Raw genomic sequence first — 25,922 nt, 5'->3', positions numbered from 1 at the left:
TAACATTTTCATTAACAATTAATTATGTATAAAATTACCTTCATCGCTTTTTTTGTCTCTTTATCTGTTTTTTCGCAATCTGAGAAATACAGATTAATTATAAACGACGACCCTGCCACTTCTGGAACAATTGCATGGCACCAGCCAATATCTTCAATAGGATCTTCTATATTATATTATGGTACTGAAGATTTTGGTTCAGATTGGAATTCTTATCCAAACTCTCAAGAAGCAGACAGAACATCTTTAGCACAACAAATGCATACTAAATTTGTTAGGTTAACTAACCTACAACCAAACACTGCCTATTACTTTGTACTTAGAAATCCTATTACAAATGTAACCAGTGAGCGTATGTTTTTTAAGACCTTACCAAATGACCAAAGTAGGTTATCTTTTGTTGCTGGAGGAGATTCTAGAACAGATGGAACACCAGATGTTTTTGCAAATAGAGATGCTAGGTTAAATGCCAATAGGATGGTAGCTAAAGTTAAACCTCACGCCATTTTTTTTGGTGGCGATTTTACGTTTGCAGACACACCAACAGAATGGGATTATTGGTTAGATGATTGGCAGCTAACAATATCAGATGAAGGTCAATTATTTGGTATAGTGCCAGCTAGAGGTAATCATGAATTTAATCCATCTACTGTTTACGATCTTTTTGATGTGCCAACTTCAGACTCATATTACGCAATAACCTTTGGAAATAATCTTGTAAGAGCATATACTCTTAACTCAGAAATTTCTGTTGCAGGAGACCAAGCGTTGTGGTTAGAAAATGATTTACAAGAAAACAATGCAGATCAATGCTGGACTCTTGCACAATACCACACACCAATAAGACCACACGAATCTGGCAAGACTGAAAATGACGATCAATATGATGCTTGGGCAGGATTGTTTTATGAACATGGTGTCGACTTAGTTTTCGAATCTGATTCTCATATGGTTAAAACTACCAAAGCATTAAAACCAGACGTAAACGGAGAATTAGGTTTTAGTGAAGATCCTATAAATGGAACCTATTATGTAGGAGAAGGTTGTTGGGGAGCACCAACAAGAAATAATGATGATGATAAGGAATGGACTTTAGCATCTGGTTCCTTTAATCAAATTAAGTGGGTTTGGGTAGACTGTGAACGTATAGAAATGCGTACTATAATGACAGATAATGCCGAAGAAGTAGCAAGTTTAGGAGACAATATATTTGAAGAGCCAGATAATATTGAATTATGGAATCCAGAGAGTATTGGAGAAGTGTTAGTAATTCAAAATCAAGCGTTGTCTAATCCAGATTTTGTTAAAACTAATGTAGCTGTTTATCCAAATCCTTTTAAAGGCATACTTAATGTTGAAGTACCTAGTATATTAGAGAAAGTTAATATTACACTATATGATATTAACGGTCGTTTAATATTAAATGAAACTAAAAAAGTTATTAAGGGTTCTTTTACAATCAATACCACAACAATTTCTAATGGAATGGTGTTTTTGAGAATTTCAACCACAAGAGGTCAAGCTATTGCTACTAAAAAGTTGCTAAAAGAGTAATTATTACTTAGAAAAACACAGATACAAGTGAATCTCTACAGTTTTAAAACTGTAGAGATTTTTTTTTCGTAGCTATTTTACCAAATTTGGAATAACGAAACATACTCCACACATAACATTAGGAAGCTTTTTTTTGTAATTTCGTCGCCCTTAATTAGACAGATACACTATGTGCACGGTAACTTTAGTACCAAATAAAGCAAGAAAAGATAGTTTTACGCTCACCTCAAATAGAGATGAAGCTATAAACAGGGAAACTATAGCACCAGAGTTTTACGAAATTAACGATGTAAAAATGTTATTTCCTAAAGATGCTATAGCTGGTGGCACTTGGATAGGCCTTAGTGAAAAAAAGCGAGTAGTTTGCTTGTTGAATGGAGGTTTTAAGCTTCACGAAAGACAACTACCTTATAGAATGAGTAGAGGTATAGTTGTAAAAGATGTATTAGGCTGTGAAACTATAGAAGAAACTTTGCAATCTTATAATTTTGATAATGTTGAACCATTTACATTGGTGATAGCAGACTGGAACCAAGGATTAAGATTTTATGAAATGGTTTGGGATGGTAATAAAGCACATTTTAAAGAATTGCCATTAACTACCCATATTTGGTCATCTTCAACATTATATACTGATGAGATGAAAGCAAAGCGAAGACATTGGTTTGCTAAATACCAATTACAACATAAATTAACTCCAGAAAACTTATTAGATTTCCATTTAAATGCAGGAGAAGGTGACTCTAATGTAGATTTACAAATAGATAGAGGAATGCTCAAAACTATTAGCATAACTCAAGTTGTAAAGATAGATGAAGAGCCTACTATGCGTTATGAAAACCTAAACACTAAAAATGTGCTAGCTACAAAATTTGAGCCTGCAACACTTTGAAATCTTCAGGTAAAATAATACCAATTGCGTTTCCAGATCAATTTGTAAAATTATCTGATGAAAAACGATTATCCTATCTACATTGGTTTGGCTTAGGCACAAAAACGCATATAAAAGCAGGACACGCATCACTTGTTTTGGTAGACCACGCTAATGGTGAACTGCATTATTATGATTTTGGAAGATATATAACACCAAAAGGAAAAGGTCGCGTAAGAAGTAAACGCACAGATGTTGAAGTTAAGATTCCATTTACAGCACAATTTGATGCAGAGAAGACTATTGTTAATCTAGATGAAATTTTAATTTGGTTGCAGTCTAAACCAGAAATCACACATGGTTATGGTAGGTTAGTAGCATCTGTAGCAGATATAGATTTTGTAAAAGCTTACACCTACGTCGAAACTTTGCAAGAAATGGGAAGCATTCCTTACAAAGCATTTGGTGCCGGTACTAAGGAGTTTGGATCTAATTGTTCTCGATTAGTTACAGATACTATAATCGAAGGAATTTCTAATCCTAAGGTAAAGCGAAAATTAAAACTTAATAAGCAGTTTACACCAAGCCCTATTGGTAATGTGCAATCTGCAGCCAATAGCTCTAAAATTTATTGTGTAGAGCACGGTATTGTATCTGAGTTTAATAGCACAGCATTTAAAGAAAATATTGTAAATTTTTTTGACAAAAAACACGTTTTAAACACCTCTGGAATTAAGGTTATAAAACCTAAAGATTCTTGTTTTTTAAAAGGTACAGGAAGTAGTGCTTATTTTAAGCTGAAGGCTTCAGAACTAAGCAATGAGTATCTAATTACAAGGTATAACGAGGAAGGCCAGAAAGACTTTGAAGGAAGGTTTAAGCCAACTACTTCAGATTTCAGCATTACTAAACCTTACAAGTTTGTTTATGATAGTAATTGTTTGTATTGCCATATAGAACAGGAAGGCAAACGCTTTAAGTTTAATTTAATATAAACGGAGCACTCAATTTAAAATTCGGGATACTAACCTTAAATGTTTTTCCTGTAGAAAAATTTAGCATCTCGTAATATCCATTCATTGAACCTATTGGCGAGGATAATAAACATCCGCTTGAGTAGCTATGTTTTTGTTGTGGCGGTATCACAGGCTTTTTACCTATAACACCTTCTCCTTCTACATATTCAGGTAATTTTAAAGCGTCTCTAATTTCCCAAAACCTATTAAGTAACTGTATGGTGTCCTTGCTTAAATTTTCGATAGTAATGGTATAGGAAAAAGCTTGAAACAGTTGGTGTTCTCTATAAATAGAGCCTTCAAACTTTGTTTCAACAGAAATTTTAATTCCTTTTGTAACTTTTGTAACCATACGTTTTTTAAAAAATAGCGAAGGATACTAAAAATGAGAGTATAGCACCAACAAACGCTAAGATTAAAAATACAAAATTTACGATAATAAACTTCACAATAGTTTTAAATCGTCTTTGCTTATAAAACCTTCGCATGGCCTTATAGAGATAAAAAAAGAATATTAGCGTGGCACCATAAAATACAATTTGACCAACTCCTATATAACTTAATATAAATGCAAAGGAATACAGTACAAAAAACAAACTTTGGATATGAAATAAAAAGACGATATGTTCTGCATAACTAAAAGGATTTCTAATGTATAGTAACCATACAAATAATGCAAAAACAGGAAGGTAAAAGAAAATAATTATAGGCAACTTGTTTATAAAATAGCCCAATACAGAAGATAGGTTAGAGGTAACATCACTTAGTTGTACGCCTTTGTGGTAAAGATACCTGTGATAATATGTTTTTGTATGTTTTAAACTGTCTAAACCTAATGCTGCATTTGTGATGCTTGTGTCTTCGTAAAATTGCTGATACAAATCTAAGCGTTTGTCTAGTGTTGTGAAAAAACTAAGACTATCTAATTCTTGTTCTGAAATATAAATATCCTTGTAAGACGTTATGGTGTCGTTTTTTAAATACTTATTTAAACCTAAGCTATCCAGATGAGCAAGGTCTTCTTTAGGAACCTCGCTTAATTCTTGTTTAAAAGTGTTTGAAGTATTTTCGGATAAGTTGTCTAATTTTCTGATGTTATAATCTATAGCATCAAAATTTAAACTAAAGCCATAAATTATAAAAAATATAATACTCACACTAAGATAAAACCGAAACGGATTTACATAGCTTCTTCGCTTTCCTTTAATATATTCCTCGCTAATTTTTCCAGGTTTAAAGAGCAAGGCTGTTAATGTATTCCTTAGTCTGGAATCATAGGAAATAATACTTGCAAAAAACTCTCTTACAAAATCTCCAACTTTAAGCTTTTTAAGTGTGTTTAGTTGTCCGCATTGTGCGCAGAATTTGTCGCTAACATCTAGAGGGTGATTACAATTTAAACAGGTTTCACCGCGATATTTACGGAGTAGGCGAGAGTCACTCATAAGGTTTGGTTAGAGTGCTATAAAAATAGGGATTTAATTAAAATAATTAATTAGTAATGTTTACACTATTTGCAGAACCAATACCAATAACACGATCAAAACGACCACCAATATCCCTATAATAGGCTAAGACAGTATATTCATTTTCTGTTTTGTCAAAATTACCACTTATAAATCCTGGATTAATACTGCCGTCTGGGTTAAGTAAAATATACTTGTAATTATAAAAACCTTGCTTAAATAAGCGTTCGTTTTCATAAACACCACGTTCCTTATTATAAGTAAGCTTAGTGGTGTCATCTAATATATAGTTATTAAAGTTACCATATATATGCAGCTGTCCGCCATTTAAATCTTCATAACATTGTAATGAGAAATGCATCCATACGTATTCTGCTTCAATATCCTCATCACGTCCTTGTAGTGTTCTAACTCTGTAACTACCATTAATGTCTGGATAATAGGTATAAGGCTCAAAGGCTCTCATTCCATCTGTATAAAGGAAATTGTGATAAATGTCACGTTTTTCAATCCTCTTAATATTAATGGTTGCAGCTCTAACATCTTTATTGTCAAAATTTAAAAACTCATTGCTTGCCCAAAAGGAAGATTCGGTATCATATCTATAAACATATTCGTTACCTATATTGTACTGTGGTCTTAAATTACTTATTGCAGTATTTAAGTCGTTATTTTGAATAACTAGCGTTTTTAAAGCAATATCTGGGTTCTTGATAAGTAATTGGTCGGAAGAGATACTAAAATGTACAGACTGCTTCGTATTTATAAACTCTTGGTCTCTCATACGTTTTACCTGTGCTTTTACTGTTGCTAAATTTTCATAAACAATAAACTTGCGACTAAACATTAACTCCTTAGAGTCATTATATATCTTAAGCATATAATTGCCGCTCTTCTCAATGCGTTTAGTGTCTTCATTAGGTATCTGGAGCGTATAGTGGCTGTATAGTTGTAAAGCATTAAAGGAGTTTTCGTAGGTTACCAGCCTTACATTGTCAAAACCTTCAAGATATTCATTTTTAGATATGGTTGTTGGCGTCCAATCAAAATTATAATAGTCTATTACATAGTAGTAATCCTCTTCATCGCCAATAATATCATCAAATTCTAGAGTTAATCTTTCGCCGAGTCTTATAATAGGAGTACCACTAAATTCTGAGCTTGAGCCTTTAAAATTTACAGTTCTTATATAATCTGGAGGAATTGTTTCCCATTCAGGATTTTGAGCTAATGCGCTGAAAGATATTGCAATAAATAGCGTTAAGACTAATCTGTTAATCATCTATAATGAGTTTTTACAAATATAAACAAATATGATGCCCATTATATGAGAGGTATAAGAATACTGAAGCCTCTTAATTTAGAATTGTTATAAATAAAATTACAAGACGATTTAGGTGATTTAAAAACAGTTTTATTATTAAATTTGCACACCGTTTCAAATACTCAATTTGTTCGGTATTAATTGAGAACTTAATAGCTATTGTATGTCAAAAGACATTACCATTAAAAAAGGTCTCGATATACGCTTAGTAGGAAGTGCAGACAAAGTACTTGTTGATGCTCCTAAATCTAAGACGTGTACGATACAACCCGCAGATTTTCATCTCACCATTCCAAAAATGGTCGTTAAAGAAGGCGCTAAATTACGTGCTGGAGATGAATTATTTTATTCAAAAACACAAGACAGTATAAAAGTAGTGTCTCCTATTGCAGGTACACTTAAAGAAATTACACGTGGTGCAAAGCGTGTAATTACTCATATTGTTATAGAAGCAGATGGCTCTAACGAGTCTCGCGACTTTGGTGCAGTAAATGTAGCAAGCGCAGATGCAGAGGTGTTAAGAGCTCGTTTCTTAGAAAGTGGTCTTTGGCCATTTATTAAGCAGCGTCCTTATGATGTAATTGCGAACCCAACTTCGGAGCCTAAAGCCATTTTTATCTCTGGTTATGCCAGTGCACCATTGGTGGCAGATTTAGACTATACGCTTGCCAAGCAAGAAGAGAAATTGCAAGCTGCTGTTACAGCACTTAGCAAAATGACTAAAGGGCAAGTTCATGTTACTATAGGTAAAGATTCTGTGTCTCCTTTTGAAAATTTAAAGGATATTACTTTACATAAGATAACAGGACCGCATCCTGCAGGAAATGTAGGGACGCAAATCTCTAAAATAGATCCAGTAAATAAAGGAGAAGTAGTTTGGACAGTAAATGCTCAAGATCTTATTGTGATAGGAGAGTCTTTGCTTACGGGTCATTTTAACTCAGAACGTCAAATTGCTGTTGCAGGTTCATCTGTAAAGGCGCCTAAATACTTTAGAACTCATATTGGAGCAGATTTAGAAGGAATTTTAAATGAAGCTGGTATAGAGGCTAACTCAAGAGTAATTACAGGTAGCGTTCTTACAGGAGATAAGACAACTGCAAAAGGAAACTTAGGGTATTATCATAACACTGTTACTGTAATCCCAGAAGGAGATGATTATGAATTCTTTGGTTGGAATAAGCCAGTTTTTAATAAAATATCTCTTACAAGAGCATTAACATTCTCTTGGATGCAACCAAACAAGAAATACGATTTAGATACCAATACCAATGGAGAACATCGTGCCTTTGTTGTTACAGGTATGTATGAAGAGGTTTTTCCTTTAGATATTTATCCATTACAAATTATGAAATCTTGCCTTGTTGAAGATTTAGATGCAATGGAGCAATTAGGAATGTACGAAGTAGCACCAGAAGACTTTGCATTAACAGAGTTTGTATGTGTATCTAAACAACCACACCAAGCAATTATCAGAAAAGGCTTGGATGTTATGTATAAAGAAATAGGATAAGGGATGAGCTTAAAAAGTAAATTACACGATTTAAAGGTTAAGTATCAAGGCAAAAAAATGGCGCCTGCATTTAATGCATTGCATACATTTTTATATGCGCCTAATGAAACCACATCTCACGGCTCACACGTTCGTGCAGCAGATGATTTAAAGAGAACAATGAATACGGTTATCATAGCTTTGGTCCCGTGTTTAATCTTTGGTATTTTTAATACTGGTTACCAACATTATGCAGCTATAGATGCTGCTGCAGGTGTAGCAAGAGAACTTTCTGTTTTTGGAAACTTTCTTACTTGGGATAATTTTTGGTTAGGATTTATTACTGTAATACCATTAGTAGTGGTGTCTTACGGAGTTGGTCTTTTAGTTGAATTTATCTTTGCTGTTATTAAAGGACACGAAGTAGAAGAAGGTTACTTAGTAACCGGAATGTTAGTGCCACTTATTGTACCTGTAGATATTCCACTTTGGATGCTTGCAGTAGCTGTAATATTTGGTGTAGTAATAGGTAAAGAGGTATTTGGTGGTACAGGAATGAATATTCTAAACCCTGCATTAACAATTAGAGCATTCTTGTTCTTTGCTTATCCAACCTGGATGAGTGGTGATAAAGTTTGGGTTCATGGTGCTGTAGATCGTGCTAAAGAAATTGCTGGTGGCGCAAACGTCGATGCTATTTCTGGAGAAACTGTGTTAGGGATGTATGCACAAAACCAAAACGTGTTAGATACCTATTCAATAGCAGAAATGTTTTATGGCTATATACCAGGTTCTGTAGGAGAAACTTCTAAGTTACTTATTATTATAGGTGCATTATTCTTAATCTTTACTAAAGTAGGTAGCTGGAGAATTATGCTTAGTACTTTAATAGGAGCTTTAGTGATGGGCTTAATATTTAATGGAGTTGTTAATTTAGATTGGATTTCTGAAAGCAGCAAATTTTACGGATTAATGAGCGTTCCTTTCTGGCAACACTTAATTATTGGTAGTATTTTATTTGGTGCGGTGTATATGGCTACAGACCCTGTATCTGCATCACAAACCAATAAAGGAAAATGGATTTATGGATTCCTTATAGGTTTCATAGCGATAATGATACGTGTGTTTAACCCAGCATATCCAGAAGGTGTATTCTTAGCAATTCTATTAATGAATGTGTTCGCACCAACAATTGATCATTATGTTGTTCAAGGAAATGTGAAGAAACGTATGAAGCGTTTAAAACTTAAAACTGCTTAATCATGGCAAATACAGATAAAAATAGTTACACTATAATATTCGCCATTATCATGGTGGTTGTAGTAGGTGGTATTTTGGCAAGTTTAGCTTCAGGTTTAAAACCTTTAGTTAAAGCCAATGAAAAATACGAGAAACAGCAAAACGTTCTTTACGCTTTAGGGGTAAATGATAACGAAGGTCCAGGTGATGTTAAATTTCTTGGGACAGATGTTGTTGAAGATAAATTTAAGAGCATTGTTAAAAAACAACTTTTAATAAAAGGAAGTGAGATAAAGGAAATAGCTTTAGATACACTTGTAGATATTAAAAAAGAAGAAACAAAAGCGAAAGACCCTAATTACGAAAGAGCTTTGCCATTATATGTTGCAGAAAAGGATGGTAAAGAGTTGTTTGTAATACCTGTAAGAGGTAAAGGTCTTTGGGATGCTATTTGGGGATATGTTGCTGTAGATAAATCTATGACTATCACTGGAGTTTACTTTGACCATAAAGGTGAAACACCAGGTTTAGGAGCAGAAATTAAACAGCGTTACTTTATGGACGATTTTACTGGTGAGTCTTTCTTAGATGGAGGTGCTTTTAAAGGTATTACAGTTGCTAAAGGTAACAACGATCCAAAAAATACAGACACTAGCGATAATGAAGTAGATGCCCTTGCAGGCGCAACTATTACAGGAGATGGTGTAACAGCAATGTTAAAGAAGGATGTACGTATGTATGTTCCTTATTTTAAAACTTTAAATAATTAATATGGCTCTTCTTTCAAAAAAAGATAGGGGTTTAATTTTAGACCCATTAGCAGATGATAACCCAATTACAATACAAGTTCTTGGTATCTGTTCTGCATTAGCAATTACAGCTCAGTTAAAACCATCTATTGTAATGGCTATTTCGGTAGTCTTTGTATTAGGTGTGGGTAATGTTGTAATCTCATTAATGCGTAATATAATTCCTTCTAAAATTAGAATTATAGTACAACTTATAGTAGTAGCAACATTAGTAATTATTGTAGATCAGGTCCTAAAAGCCTTTGCTTACGAATTAAGTAAAGAGCTATCAGTATTTATCGGTCTTATAATTACTAACTGTATTATTATGGGACGTTTTGAAGCTTTTGCTTTAGGTAATGGCCCTTGGAGATCTTTCTTAGATGGTATAGGAAACGCTGCAGGTTACGGTTTAATATTAATTATAGTAGGTTTCTTTAGAGAGCTTTTAGGTTCTGGAACTCTATTCGGATTTAAAGTTCTTGGTGATTCTGTTGAGAAAACAGGACTTTATGCTATTGGTTATGAAAATAACGGTTTTATGGTATTGCCTCCTATGGCACTTATCGTAGTTGGAATCATTATATGGGTACAACGTAGTAAGAACAAAGCATTAATAGAGGAAAACTAATAGCAGTAAGCAGTTTTATATAAACTGTTAACTGAAAACTTATTACTTAAACAATGGAACATTTAGAATTATTTTTCAAGTCAATTTTTGTTGACAATATGGTATTCGCATATTTCTTAGGAATGTGTTCTTACCTTGCCGTTTCTAAGAAAGTGAGCACAGCTGTAGGATTAGGTGCTGCTGTTATTTTCGTATTAACTGTAACTGTACCGTTAAACTGGTTGTTGGATCAATATGTACTACAAGAAGGTGCTCTTACTTGGTTAGGACCAGAATTTGCAGACTATGATTTAAGTTTCCTTTCATTCATCTTATTTATTGCTACCATTGCTACAATGGTTCAGTTAGTTGAGATAGTTGTAGAAAAATTTTCACCATCACTTTATACATCATTAGGTATTTTCTTACCTCTTATTGCTGTAAACTGTGCTATTTTAGGTGGTTCTTTATTTATGCAATCAAGAGAGATAGAAACTTTTACTTTAGCGCTTAACTATGGATTTAGCTCAGGTATTGGTTGGTTTTTAGCTATCCTTGCTATTGCAGCTATTCGCGAAAAAATTAGATACTCTAATGTACCTGCTCCATTACGTGGATTAGGAATTACATTTATTATCACTGGTCTTATGGCTATTGGTTTTATGAGTTTTGGAGGAATGCTTACTGGTGGCGATGGAGAAACACCATCTACTGAAGGTACTCCAGACGATTTAGGAGTAAAGATAGAAGAGAGTGTAAAAACTAATGAAACCGCAGAGGTTTCTAACATAACTATAAAATAATATGTTTTTAGCAAGCACATTAGGAGTTGTTGCAGCAACAGTTATTGCTTTTTTAGCATTAACATTAATATTAGTAGCATTATTATTATTTACAAAGCAAAAACTATCTCCATCTGGCCCTGTAAAGATTACCATTAACGGTGAGAAAGAAATAGAGGTTCCTTCTGGAGGTACTTTACTTACAACATTAAGTTCAGAAAAAATCTTCTTACCATCAGCTTGTGGTGGTGGTGGTACTTGTATACAATGTGAGTGTCACGTACTTGAAGGTGGTGGTGAAGCATTACCTACAGAAACACCACACTTTACAAGAAAGGAATTAGCACACGGTGCACGTTTATCTTGTCAAGTAAAAGTAAAGAATGATATGAATATTCAAATCCCTGAAGAGGTATTTGGAATTAAAAAATGGGAGGCAACTGTTGTACGTAACTATAACGTGGCATCTTTCATTAAAGAATTTGTAGTTGAAATTCCTGAAGATATGAATTACAAAGCTGGAGGTTACATCCAGATTGAAATTCCTGAATGTGAAATAAACTACAAGGATATAGACATTACAGCTCACCCAGAGGAACATGATAGTCCAGATAAGTTTCAAGCAGAATGGGATAAGTTTGGTCTATGGCCTTTAACAATGAAGAATGACGAAGTTGTAGAAAGAGCTTATTCAATGGCCTCTTATCCTGCAGAAGGACGTGAGATTATGCTTAACGTACGTATTGCTACGCCACCTTGGGATCGTAACAAAAATGCTTGGATGGATGTAAATCCTGGTATTGCTTCATCTTATATTTTTGCAAAGAAACCAGGAGATAAAGTAACTATTTCTGGTCCATTTGGTGAATTCTTTATTAATCCAAGTGATTCAGAAATGCTTTATGTTGGTGGTGGTGCAGGTATGGCGCCAATGCGTTCTCATCTTTATCACTTATTCCGCACACTTAAGACTGGTCGTAAAGTTACGTATTGGTATGGAGGTCGTTCTAAAAGAGAGTTATTTTACTTAGATCACTTTAGAAACTTAGAAAAAGATTTTCCAAACTTTAAATTTTACCTAGCATTATCTGAACCGTTAGAAGAAGATAATTGGAAAGTAAAAGAAAATATTGATGCAGAAGGAGATGGCTTTGTAGGCTTTATTCACCAAGTGGTAATCAATAATTACTTAAATCACCATGAGTCTCCAGAAGATATCGAGTTATATTTCTGTGGACCACCATTAATGAACCAAGCCGTTCAAAAAATGGGTGAAGACTTTGGTATCCCAGATGAAAACATCAGATTCGATGATTTCGGAGGATAATCCATTTTAATTCAACATATTAAAGACGCTCTTATGAGCGTCTTTTTTTATGCTTAAAATACCCATTTTTAGGTATTTAGAGTCTTTAGGTTATTCTTTAAACTTGTATATAACTTAAATGTCTGCCCTATGAAACTATTTATTATAGCTTGTTGTATGCTATTTTGGTACACAACTAACGCACAAATAAATATTAATATAGAGAATGATACAATTTACTCTATTCAAGATCTTATTGAGCTAAAAGAATATTCATATTCTAAAACTCATCCACTAGAATTTGTGGGAAGTTTTGAAAAACTTAATGAATATACAAGAGACGGTTATTCTTGGAAAACAAAAGTCAAAATTTCACTACTTAAAGATGGAACTTGTAATACACTTTGGTATAATAGTGGTTTTGCTGATAAGCAACCCATTACTAAAGAAGTGCCTGGCTTTTGGGGTATTGCTGTAGATAAAGAAACATCATTACCAATCACAAAAATGGTAAACGGAAATACTTATTACAGAATCATACTATCTTCTGGTTCAGATAAAACCTTGGCTTATTACGATAGGCCCACATACGATGATTGGATTATAGTGAACCCTAACAAAGAAGTTTTTCTCAAACTTATTTTTTCTAGTGATGAACCTATAAAGAAGACCTAGTTTTTAGTTACTTTCTTAAGTGCAAACTCTTAGTTATTTTAGGGGTTTATTTACCTTTGTAAAATGGCACTATTAACTGAGCAGGAACTTCATAATTTAGCTATGAATATTGTAGGAAAAGACCTTGAATCTAAAGGGTTTGAGTTTCTTGCGGTAAATTCTAAATTAAAAAAGGACCCTCAATTTGTAGCTCTTAAAGATAAAATTCTTCATTTTGTAGTAGTAAGAGCTATTACTTTTCCAGATAATGCCAATAGTTATGACAAGGACTTTATGCAAACCATAAAAGATCATGCCATAAAATTTGAAGCCAAAACATATTATGCTGGTGTAGGTTTAGGGAACTCAAATAACTACCAACAACCGTTAGAGCAAGGTGATGCGTATGCGGTTATATATAATGGTTTACAAGAAGTATGAAAAAGTGTTTATTCTTATTAGTTATATTTTTTATTTGGTCTTGTAATAATAATGATCAAAATGAGAAACGTATTAGTGGTAACGCTTTAGGTACTACCTATCAAATAATCTATTTTGATAATTTAGATGAAGAAGTGTTTACAAAAGACATGGATTCTCTATTATATGCTGTTAACTCATCACTAAGCACATACCAATCAGATTCTGATATTTCAAAATTAAATGCTGGAGACACTACTATTGTTATTGATGATATGTTTACTGAAGTATTTCAACTTTCTAAGAAAATACATAAAGAAAGTTCAGGTTATTTTGATCCTACAGTTGGTAACCTAGTAAATGCTTACGGGTTTGGTTCTAAGAAATTTACAACAGTTGTAGATAGTACTGTAATTGATTCCCTAACTACCTATGTAGGATTAGATAAAGTAGTACTTAACAAAAATAGAACCATATCTAAAAAACATCCAGAAGTTTACTTAGAGTTTAACTCCATAGCAAAAGGCTATTGTTTAGATAGAATTTCAACTTATCTAAAAGAAAAAGATATTTCTAATTTCTTAATTGAATTAGGAGGAGAACTAGTAGCAAGTGGAAGTAAGCAACCTGAAAATAAACTCTGGGTAGCTGGTATAGAAGAGCCTTTGGAAGATGGCTCAAGGGCAATTGCAAAAACCGTGAAGCTAAAAGATATAGCTATGGCAACTTCTGGAAACTATAGAAAATATAAAATAGACAGTCTTTCTGGTCAAAAATATGTACATACAATTAACCCTTTAACAGGTTTTCCTGAGCAGAATGACATGTTAAGTGCTTCTGTATTTGCTCAAACTTGTGCAGAGGCAGATGCCTATGCAACCACGTTTATGACAATGGGTTTTAAAAAGTCTAAACAACTACTTGATTCTTTACAAAGTATAGATGCTTATCTTATGTATTTAAATACCGATAATGAGATAGAAGTGTATGTAACAAAAGGCATAGAGCCTTTTATAAATTAAGGTTTAGTACAAACAGGTAAAAGTTCTCCCCAAGCCAATCTAAACCTATCTGAAGCCTCTTTTCCTATAGTTTTTGTATAATCTATGGCATCTACTTTAAAACCGTGAGAACGTAATATATCAAAGTAATCTAACCCATATACTCTTACATGGTCATATTGACCAAAAATCTTTGCTCGCTCTTTGGCGTCTGTAATGCTGTCATCCTCAAAAGTAGTAGCTCTTTCTGTCTCTTGAGGAACTTGTAGTATTGCAGTTCCACCTGGTTTTAAAACCCTGTACAATTCAGAAATAGCTTTATGATGATCTGGAATATGCTCTAATACATGATTACATAAAATAAAGTCATAAGCGTTATCTTGAAAAGGTAGGTTGCAAATATCTGCCTTAACATCTGCTAAAGGCGAATTAAGATCTGTAGTGGTGTAGTCTAAATGTTCTAGAGACCTAAATCTTTTATAAAATGCTTGTTCCGGAGCAAAATGAAGCACTTTTTGTGGTGTGGTAAAAAATGTAGTTTCGTTTTTAAGATATAGCCAAAGTAATCTATGCCTTTCTAAAGAAAGCGTAGAAGGTGATAGTACGTTTTCTCGTTGGGTTTCATAGCCATATGGTAAAAACTTCTTATACGATTTGCCATCTATAGGATCTGTATAGGTGTTACCTTTATAAAGCCTTGCTAATATTGGTCGCGCAATATAGCTTAACCTTATTAGTAATGGTCTAGGTACCACATTAAGAATGCTACTAAAAACAGTTTTCAACTTATGATTCTTGTAAAAGTGTAGTTAAGTCTAACCTAAACTCATCCTCTTCATTTGTGGTAATTCCTAGAGCTTCGTGAACATAATCGAACGTAGATAATAAAACAGGCTTACCATCTACAATGGCAACATCATGTTCAAAGTGTACACTTGGTTTGCCATCTGCAGTAAGAATTGTCCAACCATCAGATAATTGCTTTATACGTTTTGCTCCCATATTTATCATAGGTTCAATAGCAACTGTCATACCTTCAATAAATTTCTTACCGCGACCACGTTTACCATAGTTTGGCATTTCTGGATCTTCATGCATCTTTCGGCCAATACCGTGACCAACTAATTCTCTTACTACAGAATATCCTCTTTGTTCGCAGTATTTTTGTATTGCAAAACCAACATCACCAACTCTATTGCCTTCCTTAAGTTGTTTAATACCAACGTAAAGAGACTCTTTAGTAGTTTTAATTAATTTTTTTGTGGCTTCATCTACTTCACCAATTTCAAAGGTGTAAGCGTGATCTCCGTAAAATTCATTCTTAATTGCACCACAATCAACAGAAATAATATCACCTTCTTTAAAGGGAATGTCTTTTGGGATTCCGTGTACTACTTCTGCATTTGGAGATATAAGTAGAGTAGAAGGACAATCATATAAACCTTTAAAACCTGGTATTGAGTTTTCTTCTTCTCTTATGTAAGCTTCTGCTAGAGCATCTAACCTTGCACCTGTAACGCCTGGTTTAATTTCCTTTGCCAACATACCTAAGGTTCTAGAAACTACATGTGCGCTTTCTCGCATTAAAGCGATTTCTTCTCTTGTTTTTGCTATAATCATAATTGGGTATTACTCTGCGTAACTGTGTTTGTATGGTTGGCCAGATACTATTTTTAAAATATCTTCTGCCAATGTTTCTTGGGCGTACTCAACAAATCTATTTACTTCTTTGCCGTTCTTACTAAATATAATTGTTGGTACTTTTATAATATTATAACCTTCTTGGAGGTTATTAGGTGTTACTTTTTTACGGTCTACAGATATTACTTCTAAGTTGGCCATATTATAACCAGACTCTTCTAGTAATTTATAGAGTTTAGGTGTTTCTCGCTTACTATCACTACACCAAGTGCCCATAAACACCTTAATATCATAATCATTAATGTATTTGCTTATGGCAGCAGCTGTTTCTGCATTTATACTATAGTCTTCATATCTTGGCGAGAACCAATCTCCATAGGGCGCATTCATAAAGTCTTCTTTTGTAAGAATACTAGATGGTGTTTTTACCATAATTGAGTCTACTTTAGCTGTAGTTTCTGTTGGAGTTGCTGTACTTTCTACAGCAGTTTTTTGGTGACCACAAGACATAAGGGTTACACATAAAACAAGGATAAAAAATGTTAATCTCATAATAATGAATTTTGAGTCATTAATTTAGGTTTTGCAACTCCCATTAAATGTAATATTGTAGGTGCTATATCTCCCAATACACCATCTTTAATAGTTTTAAGAGAATCATCTACCAATAGCATTGGTACAGGATTGGTTGTATGTGCTGTATTAGGTGAGCCATCTGGATTTACCATTACCTCACTATTACCGTGATCTGCAATTACAATAGTTGTGTAGCCTTGTAACTTAGCAGCTTCAATTAGTGTTTGTGCACAAGAATCTACAGTTTCACAGGCTTTAATAGCTGCATTAAAATCTCCAGTATGACCAACCATATCTGGATTTGCAAAGTTAATGCAAATAAAATCGCTAGCAGTTGTCTCAATGTGAGCTTTTACACGTTCTGTTAACTCAAAAGCACTCATTTCTGGTTGTAAATCGTAAGTAGCAACATTAGGAGATTTTGCCATAATCCTTGTTTCACCCTTAAAAGGTTGTTCTCTTCCGCCAGAAAAGAAAAATGTAACGTGCGGATATTTTTCGGTTTCTGCAGCGCGTAATTGCGTTTTACCACTCCATTCTAAAACTTCGCCTAAGGTTTCTTTAATATTTTCTTTTTTAAAGATGACTTTAATATCATTAAAGGTTTCATCATACATTGTCATAGTAACAAAATATAATGGTAGCTTAGCCATACCTTCTTCAACAAAATCTCTTTGGGTTAGTGCATTTGTTAATTGCCTACCACGATCTGTTCTAAAATTAAAGAATATTACAACATCGTTTGGGTTTATAGTAGCAACTGGATTATCATTATTTGTGCAGATAAGCGGTTTTATAAACTCATCTGTAATGCCGTCGTCATAATTAGACTGTATACTTTTAAGTATATTATTTGTTGGCTGTCCTTCTGCATTTACCAGTGCATCATAAGCTAATTTGGTGCGCTCCCATCTTGTGTCTCTATCCATTGCATAATATCTGCCAGTAACTGTGGCAAGCTCTGCATTATATTTTGGCAATGTGGTTATTAAGTTTTCAATAAAACCTTTACCTGATTGTGGGTCTACATCACGGCCATCTGTAAAGGCGTGTATGTAATTTTTAGAAATACCGTAAGCATTTGCAGCGTTTAAAAGCCCGTTTAAATGAGATGTGTGAGAATGTACGCCACCATCTGAAAGTAATCCTATATAATGTACAGGTTTATTAAACTCTTTTGCATAGCTAAAAGCACGTTGTAGGACCTCTTCATCTTTTAAGGTGTTTTGAGCTACAGCGTTATTAATTTTAGCAAGATCTTGATAAACTATGCGTCCTGCACCTAAATTCATATGGCCAACTTCGCTGTTTCCCATTTGTCCTTCTGGTAATCCTACATTCATACCATCTGTGCGTAATGTAGCATTTGGATATTTTGTATACAATGCATCTATATAAGGTGTGTTTGCAGCATCGACAGCAGAGACAGATGTATCTGTTGCAATTCCCCAACCATCTAAGATCATTAACATTACTTTTTTATCCATAGCCATATTTTTTGGCAAAGATAAGGAAGACCTAAGACATACAACTTTAGTTTAGCAAGCTGAATTTTTAGAAATAGGATTGAAAAATTAAACTTAATTAGGAATTATTTTTCACATTGAAAGTACATTGAATTTCAGGAGTTTTAAAACATAAATTTAAGCACTAAAATTAGGGGACTAACTTTCAGTTTTATCTGTTTTAAAACAAATTAAGAAGATAATGTTAGCAAACAATTAAGTCTTTGCAACTTTTCATTTTTTATTAGGTTATTCTTAAAATCGGTGCCAACTTTGCACTGTGAAAAGGAAGTAAGAATTTAGTTTTAAAACAATGAGAAGACTCTTTATAGTAATAGCACTTTGCCTATTTGCTTTTGGGTTTGCCAAGCACTTTAAAAAAGACTTAAAGACGTTTAAAGCAGATCAAGAACAGATAGATGAGCCCATTACAAAGGCCGCTAAACTGAAACGATAAATACAAAGGAGCTACTGAATAAACAGTAGCTCCTTTAAATTTATAATGAACTTAAAACTGTAAGTATAAACTCCACTTTATTACAATTCTAAAAGTTCTTTTAGCACATCTTTATAAACTGAAACGGGTTGCGCTCCAGATAAAGCACTTTTATGATTAAAGACCATTGTAGGAACAGAAGTAACACCTAAATCTTGCCATTTTATCTCTTTAGCAACAACTGCATTTTTATAACTTACATCGTCTAAGCGTTGTTCTGCTTCTGTCTTATTTAATCCAACAGTTTCAACAGCATCTAACAATATAGTTTTTTCTGAGATGTCTTTTCCTTCGCTAAAAAACAAGGAGACTAACTCTAGGTTTAATTCGGTTTGTTTGTGTTGTTCATTTGCATATTCTAACACAATATGTGCATCTTTTGTATTAACCATTCTCAAGGCGTCGTGATAATTAAATGTAAACCCTAATTCGGCTCCAAATTGTGTCATACGTTCTTGAGACTGTTTTTGATCTTCTAAAGATGCACCATACTTTTCAGAAATATGTTCTTGTACAAGCTGTCCTTCTTTAGGCATATTTGGATTTAACTCAAATGGTTGCCACTCAATAGTTACTTGTTCTTCTACATTTAATTCCTTAATAGCTTGCTCCAAGCGTTTGTAGCCTATAATGCACCAAGGACATACAACATCTGATACAATATCTATCTTAAGTTGTTTTGACATATTTTTTTATTTAAAAATACAGAAACCTAATTAGCTTAGGCTTCTGTATATGTATACTTTTATTACTTAGAGGTTTTCTCCCAAGCAAATTTCTCAAAAGCATCATCAACCGGAGTTTCTGCAATGTGATTAGTGTAATTACTAATTACTTTTTGTGAAAGGCCTAAGATTATTTCTAAGAGTTGTCTTTCACCATAACCAGCATCGTAAAAAGCTTTTAGTTCTTCATCACTTACATTACCGCGGTTTTTAACAACAGATAATGTCATTGTACGCAATGCTTCTAATTTTTCGGTAGGTAATTCTGTCTCATTACGAAGGGCATCTGTAATAGCATCATCTACCTTCATCATCTTTGCAATTCCTGTATGCGCAGGAACACAGTAATGACATCCATGTTCTACATTAATACTTTGCCAAACAACCGTAAGCTCATCATTATTAAAAGATGAGTTTGTAAATAGCTCATGTAAGGTTTGGTAAGCTTCTAATAAACCTGGAGCACCAGCTAAAACACCGTGTAATCCTGGAATCATACCATATGCTTTCTGAGATTTTTCTAATAAAGGCTTGCTCTCTTCTGGAGCTGTCTCTGCGTTGTGAATTTTTAATGTACTCATAATTTTCAATTTTAATGTTAGTAATTATTAAACTAAGCAACTGCTTAGTTATAGGGTAAAAAAATAGATTATATATTTTTAAATGTTGTTTCTATATAATCGTCTAGTTGTTCGTCGTTAAGAATTCTAGAACCTAACGACAATCCTAGCATAGATGTCATTAAGTAGTTAGATTCTCTTGTAATATCTTCTTTTGTCTTTGTAGTTTCCTGTTTTAAGTTGTTTATAAACAGAACTTTAATTTCTTCTGTAAACTTTAATAACTCTTTCATTAAATCCTCTTCTGCATTGTTGCCAAGTTCACTAACGGTGTTACAAACTAAGCATCCTTTTCTAGAGGTATTGTCTTTTGTGAATTCTAAAAAATCATAAAAGAACTGTTTAATTCCAGTTGTACCAGAGTTAGAATCTCTTAATTTATGTCTAATAAAATTCAACTGAACTTTGTACGCCTTAATACTTTCTACAAATACACCATGTTTACTTCCAAAACTAGAGTATATAGAAAATTGATTAATTCCCATTTCTTTTTCCAGCATACGTATAGATGTGGTTTCATAGCCATTCTTCCAAAAAAGGTTCATTGCTTTTTGAATCACATCGTGTTCGTTATATTGTTTTGTTCTGGCCATAATTTTAAGAGAACACAAAACTAAGCAATCGCTTTGTTTCTTTTTATATAAGTCGGCATTTATTTAAATTCTTACAATATTGGAAATAATCCAATTTATAGTATGGAATATTTCCAAGTTATGAATTTCTGAATTATATTTGTGTATAAATTAGAGTATATGTCTTTTGATCGACTTAAAGAAAAATTAAATATTCTGGCAGATGCTGCAAAGTATGATGTCTCTTGTTCTTCCAGCGGAAGCAATAGAACTAATAAAAACAAAGGTTTAGGAAATGCATCTGCTTCAGGAATATGTCACACATATACAGAAGATGGCCGTTGCGTGTCATTATTAAAGATATTACTTACCAATCACTGTATTTTCGATTGTGCGTATTGTGTAACTAGAAAGAGTAACGATATAAAACGAGCAGCATTTAAAGTACAAGAAGTGGTAGATCTTACCATAAATTTTTACAGGCGTAATTACATAGAAGGATTATTTCTTAGTAGCGGCATTTTTAAAAATGCAGATTACACTATGGAGCGTTTGGTTGCTGTAGCAAAGAAATTAAGGTTGGAAGAAAACTTTAATGGTTACATACACCTAAAATCTATTCCAGGTGCATCAGACGAGTTAATGCGCGAAGCCGGTTTGTATGCAGACAGGCTAAGTGTGAATATAGAAATTCCTACCACAAGCGGCTTAAAGTTATTGGCACCAGATAAAAAACGCGAAGATTTTATAAAACCAATGGTAAAGGTTAAAAATGAGATTATTCAATATAAAGCAGAAAAGAAGCTTATAAAAAGCACACCAAAATATGCGCCAGCAGGACAAAGTACACAAATGATTATTGGTGCGAGTGGTGAGACAGATAAGGATATTATGTATGCGTCTAATTACTTCTATAAAAATTTTAACCTTAAACGGGTGTATTATTCTGGCTATGTGCCAATAAGTTATGATAGCCGTTTGCCACAGATAGGTGCAGAAGTCCCAATGCTTAGGGAAAATAGACTTTATCAAACAGATTGGTTATTGCGTTTTTATGGGTTTGATATTACTGAAATTTTAAATGAAGATCATATGAATTTAGATTTAGATATAGATCCAAAATTAAGTTGGGCACTTAGGAATATGAATGAGTTTCCTATTGATATAAATAAAGCAGATGGCAGGATGTTAGCCAGAATTCCTGGTTTAGGAATGCGTAGCGTATATAAAATACTTAAGGCTAGAAAGTTTAGAGCACTTAATTGGGATCATCTCAAAAAAATTGGGGTAGCACTAAATAGAGCACAATACTTTATTACTTGCGATTCTAAAGATTTTGAAACGAGAGACCTTACTCCAGAGCGTATTAAAGGCTATATATTACAAAACTCTAAAACTAAATTTAATAGTGCTAGGCAAGCACAATTAAGCCTATTCTCATGACAACACGTTTCACACTAAATTACGATGGCACTTTTGATGGCTTCTTAACGTGTGTGTTTGAAGTGTATGAAAAGAAAATTAAAATATTTAATATCCAGAATATTACAGTGGCGCAAGATTCTTTGTTTGCGCAAAGTTATGCTGTACAGACAGAAGAGGTAAAAGCTAATCGTGTATGGTCTTCTTTAAAAAAACGCTTAACACCGCAAGCATGCCACCAACTATATTGTGCATTTTTAAGTGAGCGTACAGGCATAGAAGATGTAATGTTACGCTACATACAAAAGTCTTTAAAAAGTAAAAGAAGTATAGCTACAGATTTTTCTGATGATGATGTTTTAAAAGTAGCACAACTAGCTAAAATGGTAAATAGGGAAAAGCACCGTATGGAAGCTTTTATTAGATTCCGGCTTACCAAAAACGGCGTATATTTTGCCAATTGTGATCCAGATTTTAATGTACTCCCATTAATACGTAAGCATTTTTTAAAACGCTACGCAGATCAGCAATGGATTATATACGATTTAAAGAGAGATTATGGTCTGTATTATAATCTGCATAAAGTAGATATTGTAAACTTTCAGTTTGATAAAAACTTTGATCCCACTAAAACATCTTCAGATATGTTTGATGAAGATGAGTTGGTTTTTCAAACCTTATGGCGCGATTATTTTAAAAGCACCAATATTAAATCTCGCAAAAACATGAGGTTACATATTCAACATGTACCAAAGCGATATTGGAAGTATTTAAGTGAAAAATTACCTGAGTAGGAAAATCTATTTATGAGGTACGCCTTTTACGGGTATATATCTTAAGAACCACATTTTTTCGCCATCTGGTTGTACCCATTCGTGAAACATATCAAATCCATAACGGCGATATACTATCACTACTTTACGTTTTCTGGTTTCGGCATATAATGGTAATTGTAGTTTATCTGCAACGTCCATCATTTTATCTTTCATTTCTTTTGCCGTTTGGGTTTCGTCTCCAAAACCTCTTGTATCTGGTAGGATACCCCAAAACCAACAGTATAAATAATCACCTTCTAACGGGCGTTGAGCTTTAATGTACTTTTGTTTCTTTAAAATTTTAAGTGCATTTTTTATGCCTGTTACGTGGCGTACCAATGCCAATTCTTTAGGAAGATCTTTCCAAAAGTTTTCTTCTTTAGCGTTAGTCTTAAAGAGAATAGCAGTACCAGCGCCATTTTCTGAAACTATAAGTGCGTCTTTAGCTATGGCTTTTTCGACCATATGCGTTGCTAGGTAATGAAAGCGTTTGTCACGGTTTCCACCTTTCTTAACAATTTCCTGTGCGCTAGGCGTATCTTTTAACGTTGTAGCAACGTTTTCAATAATTTGAGCTTTGTTCAATGCAGATAAATTTCGACAAAGATAAAAAAATAGTTATCCTAAAGATTGTATATTTAAAATCCGAATAAAATTAAGCCATGAGACAAATTTCTGCAGACCAATTTAAGATTACATATTCAACTACTTTAAAAGAACATTCAACTAAAATAGACCTGCAAGCAGATGAGGATACAGTAAAGGATGCTTTAAAAGATGTTCGTAAAGATTTGGGAGATTGGCAGGATACGCTTTATGCTCATGACAAGTATGCTGTGCTAGTTTGCTTACAGGGAATGGATACTTCTGGAAAAGACAGTTTAATAAGAGAAGTTTTTAAAGATTTTAATGTTAGAGGTGTTGAGGTGCATAGTTTTAAGGTACCTACAGATTTAGAGCGAGATCATGATTACCTTTGGCGCCATTATTTGGCGTTGCCAGCACGAGGAAAGTTTGGTGTTCATAACAGGACACACTATGAAAATGTATTGGTTACACGAGTACATCCAGAATATATTTTGGGAGAGCAACTACCTAATGTAACTTCTTTAAGTGATGTAAATGATAAGTTTTGGAATAAACGCTTTAAGCAAATAAATAATTTTGAAGAGCATCTTGCAGAAAACGGAACTTTAATCTTTAAGTTTTTTCTTAACCTCTCTAAAGAAGAACAAAAACACAGACTCCTAAGACGTTTAAACAAAAAGAGTAAGAACTGGAAATTTTCTCCAGGAGATCTTAAGGAGCGTAAACTTTGGGACAATTATATGACTTGTTATGAAGATGCTATAAATAGAACATCTAAACCACACGCACCTTGGTATATAATACCAGCAGATGATAAACCAACGGCACGTTATTTGGTTGCTAAAATATTACACGATAGCTTAACACAACTTGAAGATGTTGTTGAGCCAGAATTAGATTCCGAAATTAAAGCTGAAATAGATAGTTATAAAGCAGAATTAAATAACGAATAAATCCTATTACAACTGTAACAACAGTTTAAAACTACCGTAATTAACGTATAAACGTAACACATACAATGAAATATATTACCTTTTTACTTGCCCTAGTAATCTCTCTAACCACATTCGCACAAAATACATCTGCAGAAAATGATTCTTTAGCTTTACGTAAGCTTTATGATATGTCTTTGCTTAATGGCAAAAGTTATGAGTGGCTAGACCATTTATCTAATCAAATAGGAGGTAGGTTATCTGGATCTATACAAGCAGAACAAGCAGTGCAATACACTAAAAAAGAATTACAAAAATTAGGCTTAGACAAGGTTTGGTTACAACCAGTAATGGTTCCAAAATGGACAAGAGGCACTAAAGAATACGCTTATATAGAAACTAAGCCTGGCGAGAGTAAAACAGTAAACATCTGTGCGCTTGGTGGCTCTGTACCAACACCAGTAAATGGATTAAAAGCTGAGGTTATCGAGGTGCAAGGTCTAGAAGATTTAGCAGAATATGGAAAAGAGCAGATAGAAGGTAAGATTGTATTTTATAACAGACCAATGCGCGCCAACCTTATACAGACGTTTGAAGCTTATGGAGGTTGTGTAGACCAACGTTATGCAGGTGCTGCAGAAGCTGCTAAATATGGAGCTGTAGGTGTTATTGTGCGCTCTATGAATTTGCGCTTAGATGATTATCCACATACTGGATCTATGAGCTATTTAGACACCCCAAAAGATAATAGGATTCCTTCTGCTGCAATTTCAACTAATGATGCTGAATATTTGAGCAGCCTTTTAAAATTAACGCCAGATGCTAAATTCTTTTTTAAGATGAGCTGCAGAACGTTTGATGATGTACAATCTCATAACGTTATAGGAGAAATTACAGGAAGTGAGTTTCCTAATGAAATAATTGTAGTAGGAGGTCACTTAGATTCTTGGGATTTAGGCGATGGTTCACACGATGATGGTGCTGGCGTTGTGCAATCTATGGAAGTGTTACGATTATTAAAAGAGTCTAACATTACACCAAAACGAACTATTAGAGTTGTATTGTTTATGAATGAAGAAAATGGGTTACGTGGCGGAAACAAATATGCAGATGTTGCAAAACAGAAAAACGAAAATCACATTTTTGCATTAGAAAGTGACGCTGGCGGATTTACACCACGTGGATTTTCATTTGATTGTACAGATGCTCAATTTAAACAAGTAGAAGCTTGGAAACCATTATTTAAACCTTATTTAATTCACTTTTTCGAGCAAGGTGGAAGCGGAGCAGATATAGGACCTCTTAAAAACGGAAACTCTGTATTGGCTGGATTACGCCCAGACTCACAACGTTATTTTGATTACCATCACGCTGCAAATGATACATTTGAGGCAGTTAATAAACGTGAACTAGAGCTAGGTGCAGCAACTATGACAAGCTTGGTATATTTATATGATACATATGGTGTAGAAGGTTTTCCTACAAAGATGCCTTTTAAGAATTAATT

28 protein-coding genes are annotated in these 25,922 nt (G+C 33.7%); 17 read left to right on the top strand and 11 right to left on the bottom strand.

The window, feature by feature from the left end:
* Window positions 1-24: 24 nt before the first annotated feature.
* The 3 genes from CA2559_RS12030 (at window position 25) to CA2559_RS12020 (ending at window position 3,420) form a co-directional block, all read left to right on the top strand.
* Window positions 25-1,554: a fibronectin type III domain-containing protein gene (locus CA2559_RS12030; RefSeq protein ID WP_013188178.1), complete on the top strand. Its 1,530-nt coding sequence runs from the start codon at window positions 25-27 to the stop codon at window positions 1,552-1,554.
* 169 nt (window positions 1,555-1,723) lie between these two features.
* Window positions 1,724-2,446: an NRDE family protein gene (locus tag CA2559_RS12025; protein WP_013188177.1), complete on the top strand. Its 723-nt coding sequence runs from the start codon at window positions 1,724-1,726 to the stop codon at window positions 2,444-2,446.
* Complete coding sequence (locus CA2559_RS12020) at window positions 2,443-3,420, top strand: DUF6695 family protein (protein WP_013188176.1); 978 nt, start codon at window positions 2,443-2,445, stop codon at window positions 3,418-3,420. The genes CA2559_RS12025 and CA2559_RS12020 overlap by 4 nt, the downstream gene beginning before the upstream one ends.
* Here the strand turns inward: CA2559_RS12020 and apaG are convergent.
* Genes apaG through CA2559_RS12005 form a run of 3 tightly spaced genes read right to left on the bottom strand, consistent with a single transcriptional unit; the run spans window position 3,407 to window position 6,189 of the window.
* Window positions 3,407-3,793, bottom strand: coding sequence for a Co2+/Mg2+ efflux protein ApaG (apaG, locus tag CA2559_RS12015; protein ID WP_013188175.1), 387 nt, complete (start codon window positions 3,791-3,793; stop codon window positions 3,407-3,409). The genes CA2559_RS12020 and apaG overlap by 14 nt on opposite strands.
* A 7-nt stretch (window positions 3,794-3,800) precedes the next feature.
* Complete coding sequence (locus CA2559_RS12010; protein ID WP_013188174.1) at window positions 3,801-4,886, bottom strand: DUF3667 domain-containing protein; 1,086 nt, start codon at window positions 4,884-4,886, stop codon at window positions 3,801-3,803.
* A gap of 46 nt (window positions 4,887-4,932) precedes the next feature.
* Window positions 4,933-6,189 (bottom strand): type IX secretion system plug protein, encoded by a 1,257-nt coding sequence (locus CA2559_RS12005; RefSeq protein WP_013188173.1) that lies wholly within the window; start codon window positions 6,187-6,189, stop codon window positions 4,933-4,935.
* Window positions 6,190-6,394: 205 nt separating this feature from the next.
* On the opposite strand from CA2559_RS12005, the gene CA2559_RS12000 reads away from it, so the two are divergent.
* The 9 genes from CA2559_RS12000 to CA2559_RS11960 all read left to right on the top strand — a co-directional run bounded on the left by CA2559_RS12000 (window position 6,395) and on the right by CA2559_RS11960 (window position 14,544).
* Window positions 6,395-7,744 carry a Na(+)-translocating NADH-quinone reductase subunit A gene (locus CA2559_RS12000; protein ID WP_013188172.1) on the top strand — a complete coding sequence of 450 codons (1,350 nt, stop codon included), beginning with the start codon at window positions 6,395-6,397 and terminating at the stop codon, window positions 7,742-7,744.
* 3 nt (window positions 7,745-7,747) lie between these two features.
* A complete protein-coding gene (locus tag CA2559_RS11995; RefSeq protein ID WP_013188171.1) occupies window positions 7,748-8,983 on the top strand; it encodes an NADH:ubiquinone reductase (Na(+)-transporting) subunit B in 1,236 nt (411 codons plus the stop codon).
* A 2-nt stretch (window positions 8,984-8,985) separates the two neighbouring features.
* Window positions 8,986-9,732, top strand: coding sequence for a Na(+)-translocating NADH-quinone reductase subunit C (locus CA2559_RS11990; protein ID WP_013188170.1), 747 nt, complete (start codon window positions 8,986-8,988; stop codon window positions 9,730-9,732).
* 1 nt (window position 9,733) lies between these two features.
* The gene (locus tag CA2559_RS11985) at window positions 9,734-10,381 is read left to right on the top strand and encodes an NADH:ubiquinone reductase (Na(+)-transporting) subunit D (protein ID WP_013188169.1); all 648 of its coding nucleotides are present in this window, start codon (window positions 9,734-9,736) and stop codon (window positions 10,379-10,381) included.
* A 53-nt stretch (window positions 10,382-10,434) separates the two neighbouring features.
* Window positions 10,435-11,163 carry an NADH:ubiquinone reductase (Na(+)-transporting) subunit E gene (nqrE, locus tag CA2559_RS11980; protein WP_013188168.1) on the top strand — a complete coding sequence of 243 codons (729 nt, stop codon included), beginning with the start codon at window positions 10,435-10,437 and terminating at the stop codon, window positions 11,161-11,163.
* 1 nt (window position 11,164) lies between these two features.
* Window positions 11,165-12,469, top strand: coding sequence for an NADH:ubiquinone reductase (Na(+)-transporting) subunit F (nqrF, locus tag CA2559_RS11975; RefSeq protein WP_013188167.1), 1,305 nt, complete (start codon window positions 11,165-11,167; stop codon window positions 12,467-12,469).
* Between the two features lie 129 nt (window positions 12,470-12,598).
* Entirely contained in the window at window positions 12,599-13,123 is a 525-nt protein-coding gene (locus CA2559_RS11970; RefSeq protein WP_041241020.1) for a hypothetical protein, read from the top strand.
* A 63-nt stretch (window positions 13,124-13,186) separates the two neighbouring features.
* Complete coding sequence (locus CA2559_RS11965; protein WP_013188165.1) at window positions 13,187-13,543, top strand: hypothetical protein; 357 nt, start codon at window positions 13,187-13,189, stop codon at window positions 13,541-13,543.
* Entirely contained in the window at window positions 13,540-14,544 is a 1,005-nt protein-coding gene (locus CA2559_RS11960; RefSeq protein ID WP_013188164.1) for an FAD:protein FMN transferase, read from the top strand. The genes CA2559_RS11965 and CA2559_RS11960 overlap by 4 nt, the downstream gene beginning before the upstream one ends.
* Here the strand turns inward: CA2559_RS11960 and CA2559_RS11955 are convergent.
* Genes CA2559_RS11955 through gpmI form a run of 4 tightly spaced genes read right to left on the bottom strand, consistent with a single transcriptional unit; the run spans window position 14,541 to window position 18,227 of the window.
* Complete coding sequence (locus CA2559_RS11955; protein ID WP_013188163.1) at window positions 14,541-15,308, bottom strand: class I SAM-dependent methyltransferase; 768 nt, start codon at window positions 15,306-15,308, stop codon at window positions 14,541-14,543. The two genes, CA2559_RS11960 and CA2559_RS11955, sit on opposite strands and share 4 nt — an antisense overlap.
* 1 nt (window position 15,309) lies before the next feature.
* On the bottom strand, window positions 15,310-16,143 hold the full coding sequence (map, locus tag CA2559_RS11950; RefSeq protein ID WP_013188162.1) for a type I methionyl aminopeptidase: 834 nt from the start codon (window positions 16,141-16,143) through the stop codon (window positions 15,310-15,312).
* 9 nt (window positions 16,144-16,152) lie between these two features.
* Entirely contained in the window at window positions 16,153-16,716 is a 564-nt protein-coding gene (locus CA2559_RS11945) for a thioredoxin family protein (protein ID WP_013188161.1), read from the bottom strand.
* Window positions 16,713-18,227: a 2,3-bisphosphoglycerate-independent phosphoglycerate mutase gene (gpmI, locus tag CA2559_RS11940; RefSeq protein ID WP_041241229.1), complete on the bottom strand. Its 1,515-nt coding sequence runs from the start codon at window positions 18,225-18,227 to the stop codon at window positions 16,713-16,715. Before gpmI ends, CA2559_RS11945 begins: the two co-directional genes overlap by 4 nt.
* Window positions 18,228-18,558: 331 nt before the next feature.
* Here gpmI and CA2559_RS13840 point away from each other — a divergent pair, with 331 nt between their 5' ends.
* Entirely contained in the window at window positions 18,559-18,702 is a 144-nt protein-coding gene (locus tag CA2559_RS13840; RefSeq protein ID WP_013188159.1) for a hypothetical protein, read from the top strand.
* Window positions 18,703-18,782: 80 nt separating this feature from the next.
* Here the strand turns inward: CA2559_RS13840 and CA2559_RS11935 are convergent, their stop codons facing one another.
* The 3 genes from CA2559_RS11935 to CA2559_RS11925 form a co-directional block, all read right to left on the bottom strand.
* Window positions 18,783-19,427: a DsbA family oxidoreductase gene (locus tag CA2559_RS11935; RefSeq protein WP_013188158.1), complete on the bottom strand. Its 645-nt coding sequence runs from the start codon at window positions 19,425-19,427 to the stop codon at window positions 18,783-18,785.
* 62 nt (window positions 19,428-19,489) lie between these two features.
* On the bottom strand, window positions 19,490-20,047 hold the full coding sequence (locus tag CA2559_RS11930) for a carboxymuconolactone decarboxylase family protein (protein WP_013188157.1): 558 nt from the start codon (window positions 20,045-20,047) through the stop codon (window positions 19,490-19,492).
* Window positions 20,048-20,115: 68 nt separating this feature from the next.
* Entirely contained in the window at window positions 20,116-20,679 is a 564-nt protein-coding gene (locus CA2559_RS11925; RefSeq protein WP_013188156.1) for a TetR/AcrR family transcriptional regulator, read from the bottom strand.
* A gap of 159 nt (window positions 20,680-20,838) precedes the next feature.
* Between CA2559_RS11925 and CA2559_RS11920 the strand changes: the two genes are divergently transcribed.
* Together CA2559_RS11920 and CA2559_RS11915 are read left to right on the top strand one after the other, a co-directional pair.
* Window positions 20,839-22,101, top strand: a complete 1,263-nt coding sequence (locus tag CA2559_RS11920; RefSeq protein WP_013188155.1) for a putative DNA modification/repair radical SAM protein — start codon at window positions 20,839-20,841, stop codon at window positions 22,099-22,101.
* Window positions 22,098-22,874: a TIGR03915 family putative DNA repair protein gene (locus CA2559_RS11915; RefSeq protein WP_013188154.1), complete on the top strand. Its 777-nt coding sequence runs from the start codon at window positions 22,098-22,100 to the stop codon at window positions 22,872-22,874. The genes CA2559_RS11920 and CA2559_RS11915 overlap by 4 nt, the downstream gene beginning before the upstream one ends.
* A 6-nt stretch (window positions 22,875-22,880) precedes the next feature.
* Here CA2559_RS11915 and CA2559_RS11910 read toward each other — a convergent pair whose 3' ends face one another.
* Window positions 22,881-23,480, bottom strand: a complete 600-nt coding sequence (locus tag CA2559_RS11910) for a hypothetical protein (protein ID WP_013188153.1) — start codon at window positions 23,478-23,480, stop codon at window positions 22,881-22,883.
* Window positions 23,481-23,557: 77 nt separating this feature from the next.
* On the opposite strand from CA2559_RS11910, the gene CA2559_RS11905 reads away from it, so the two are divergent.
* Both CA2559_RS11905 and CA2559_RS11900 read left to right on the top strand, forming a co-directional pair.
* A complete protein-coding gene (locus CA2559_RS11905) occupies window positions 23,558-24,436 on the top strand; it encodes a PPK2 family polyphosphate kinase (protein WP_013188152.1) in 879 nt (292 codons plus the stop codon).
* A 65-nt stretch (window positions 24,437-24,501) separates the two neighbouring features.
* Window positions 24,502-25,920: a M20/M25/M40 family metallo-hydrolase gene (locus tag CA2559_RS11900; protein WP_013188151.1), complete on the top strand. Its 1,419-nt coding sequence runs from the start codon at window positions 24,502-24,504 to the stop codon at window positions 25,918-25,920.
* The last annotated feature ends 2 nt before the right edge of the window (window positions 25,921-25,922 follow it).

The organism is Croceibacter atlanticus HTCC2559 (genome assembly GCF_000196315.1).
GTDB lineage: Bacteria > Bacteroidota > Bacteroidia > Flavobacteriales > Flavobacteriaceae > Croceibacter > Croceibacter atlanticus.
This window is presented reverse-complemented; position numbering and strand designations above follow the sequence as displayed.

Coding starts and splice junctions, on each gene's coding strand:
- CA2559_RS12030 (WP_013188178.1), top strand. CDS start 25: ATGTATAAAATTACCTTCATCGCTTTTTTTGTCTCTTTATCTGTTTTT.
- CA2559_RS12025 (WP_013188177.1), top strand. CDS start 1,724: ATGTGCACGGTAACTTTAGTACCAAATAAAGCAAGAAAAGATAGTTTT.
- apaG (WP_013188175.1), bottom strand. CDS start 3,793: ATGGTTACAAAAGTTACAAAAGGAATTAAAATTTCTGTTGAAACAAAG.
- CA2559_RS12010 (WP_013188174.1), bottom strand. CDS start 4,886: ATGAGTGACTCTCGCCTACTCCGTAAATATCGCGGTGAAACCTGTTTA.
- CA2559_RS12005 (WP_013188173.1), bottom strand. CDS start 6,189: ATGATTAACAGATTAGTCTTAACGCTATTTATTGCAATATCTTTCAGC.
- CA2559_RS12000 (WP_013188172.1), top strand. CDS start 6,395: ATGTCAAAAGACATTACCATTAAAAAAGGTCTCGATATACGCTTAGTA.
- CA2559_RS11995 (WP_013188171.1), top strand. CDS start 7,748: ATGAGCTTAAAAAGTAAATTACACGATTTAAAGGTTAAGTATCAAGGC.
- CA2559_RS11990 (WP_013188170.1), top strand. CDS start 8,986: ATGGCAAATACAGATAAAAATAGTTACACTATAATATTCGCCATTATC.
- CA2559_RS11985 (WP_013188169.1), top strand. CDS start 9,734: ATGGCTCTTCTTTCAAAAAAAGATAGGGGTTTAATTTTAGACCCATTA.
- nqrE (WP_013188168.1), top strand. CDS start 10,435: ATGGAACATTTAGAATTATTTTTCAAGTCAATTTTTGTTGACAATATG.
- nqrF (WP_013188167.1), top strand. CDS start 11,165: ATGTTTTTAGCAAGCACATTAGGAGTTGTTGCAGCAACAGTTATTGCT.
- CA2559_RS11970 (WP_041241020.1), top strand. CDS start 12,599: ATGAAACTATTTATTATAGCTTGTTGTATGCTATTTTGGTACACAACT.
- CA2559_RS11965 (WP_013188165.1), top strand. CDS start 13,187: ATGGCACTATTAACTGAGCAGGAACTTCATAATTTAGCTATGAATATT.
- CA2559_RS11960 (WP_013188164.1), top strand. CDS start 13,540: ATGAAAAAGTGTTTATTCTTATTAGTTATATTTTTTATTTGGTCTTGT.
- map (WP_013188162.1), bottom strand. CDS start 16,143: ATGATTATAGCAAAAACAAGAGAAGAAATCGCTTTAATGCGAGAAAGC.
- CA2559_RS11945 (WP_013188161.1), bottom strand. CDS start 16,716: ATGAGATTAACATTTTTTATCCTTGTTTTATGTGTAACCCTTATGTCT.
- gpmI (WP_041241229.1), bottom strand. CDS start 18,227: ATGGATAAAAAAGTAATGTTAATGATCTTAGATGGTTGGGGAATTGCA.
- CA2559_RS13840 (WP_013188159.1), top strand. CDS start 18,559: ATGAGAAGACTCTTTATAGTAATAGCACTTTGCCTATTTGCTTTTGGG.
- CA2559_RS11935 (WP_013188158.1), bottom strand. CDS start 19,427: ATGTCAAAACAACTTAAGATAGATATTGTATCAGATGTTGTATGTCCT.
- CA2559_RS11930 (WP_013188157.1), bottom strand. CDS start 20,047: ATGAGTACATTAAAAATTCACAACGCAGAGACAGCTCCAGAAGAGAGC.
- CA2559_RS11925 (WP_013188156.1), bottom strand. CDS start 20,679: ATGGCCAGAACAAAACAATATAACGAACACGATGTGATTCAAAAAGCA.
- CA2559_RS11920 (WP_013188155.1), top strand. CDS start 20,839: ATGTCTTTTGATCGACTTAAAGAAAAATTAAATATTCTGGCAGATGCT.
- CA2559_RS11915 (WP_013188154.1), top strand. CDS start 22,098: ATGACAACACGTTTCACACTAAATTACGATGGCACTTTTGATGGCTTC.
- CA2559_RS11905 (WP_013188152.1), top strand. CDS start 23,558: ATGAGACAAATTTCTGCAGACCAATTTAAGATTACATATTCAACTACT.
- CA2559_RS11900 (WP_013188151.1), top strand. CDS start 24,502: ATGAAATATATTACCTTTTTACTTGCCCTAGTAATCTCTCTAACCACA.